This window comes from Tessaracoccus sp. OH4464_COT-324 (assembly GCF_003932855.1).
GTDB lineage: Bacteria > Actinomycetota > Actinomycetes > Propionibacteriales > Propionibacteriaceae > Arachnia.
Genome location: NZ_RQYZ01000105.1, coordinates 1 through 435, shown reverse-complemented (window position 1 = coordinate 435; position 435 = coordinate 1). Strand labels below are relative to the sequence as shown.

Sequence of the window (435 nt, the reverse complement as noted above, 5' to 3'; positions counted from 1 at the left end):
GCTGCTGATAAAATCTGAGCGATTGGGTTTGCGATGCCTTTGCCTGCAATATCTGGGGCACTTCCGCCAGCAGGTTCATATAAACCAAAGCCATTTTCATTTAAGCTCGCTGAAGGCAACATTCCCATTGAGCCAGTAATCATTGCTGCTTCATCAGAAATAATATCGCCAAAAATATTCGAGCAAAGTAGCACATCAAAACTTTCTGGTGCTTTAATTAATTGCATAGTGGCGTTGTCAATATACATATTTTCAACTTTCACTTCGGGATAGTCTTTTGCCACTTCCGCCACCGTTTCACGCCACAAAATTGAGCTTTGCAATACATTGGCTTTATCTACCGAAGTCACTAATTTACGGCGTTTCATTGCTGCCTCAAAAGCCGCTCGAGCAATACGCTCAATTTCATATTTGTAATAAACTTCCGTATCAAAG

1 protein-coding gene is annotated in these 435 nt (G+C 41.1%); it reads right to left on the bottom strand.

Annotated features, from left to right (window positions below):
- The coding region (locus tag EII42_RS12305) for an isocitrate/isopropylmalate family dehydrogenase (RefSeq protein ID WP_233558408.1) at window positions 1-435 on the bottom strand (435 nt) is incomplete at both ends.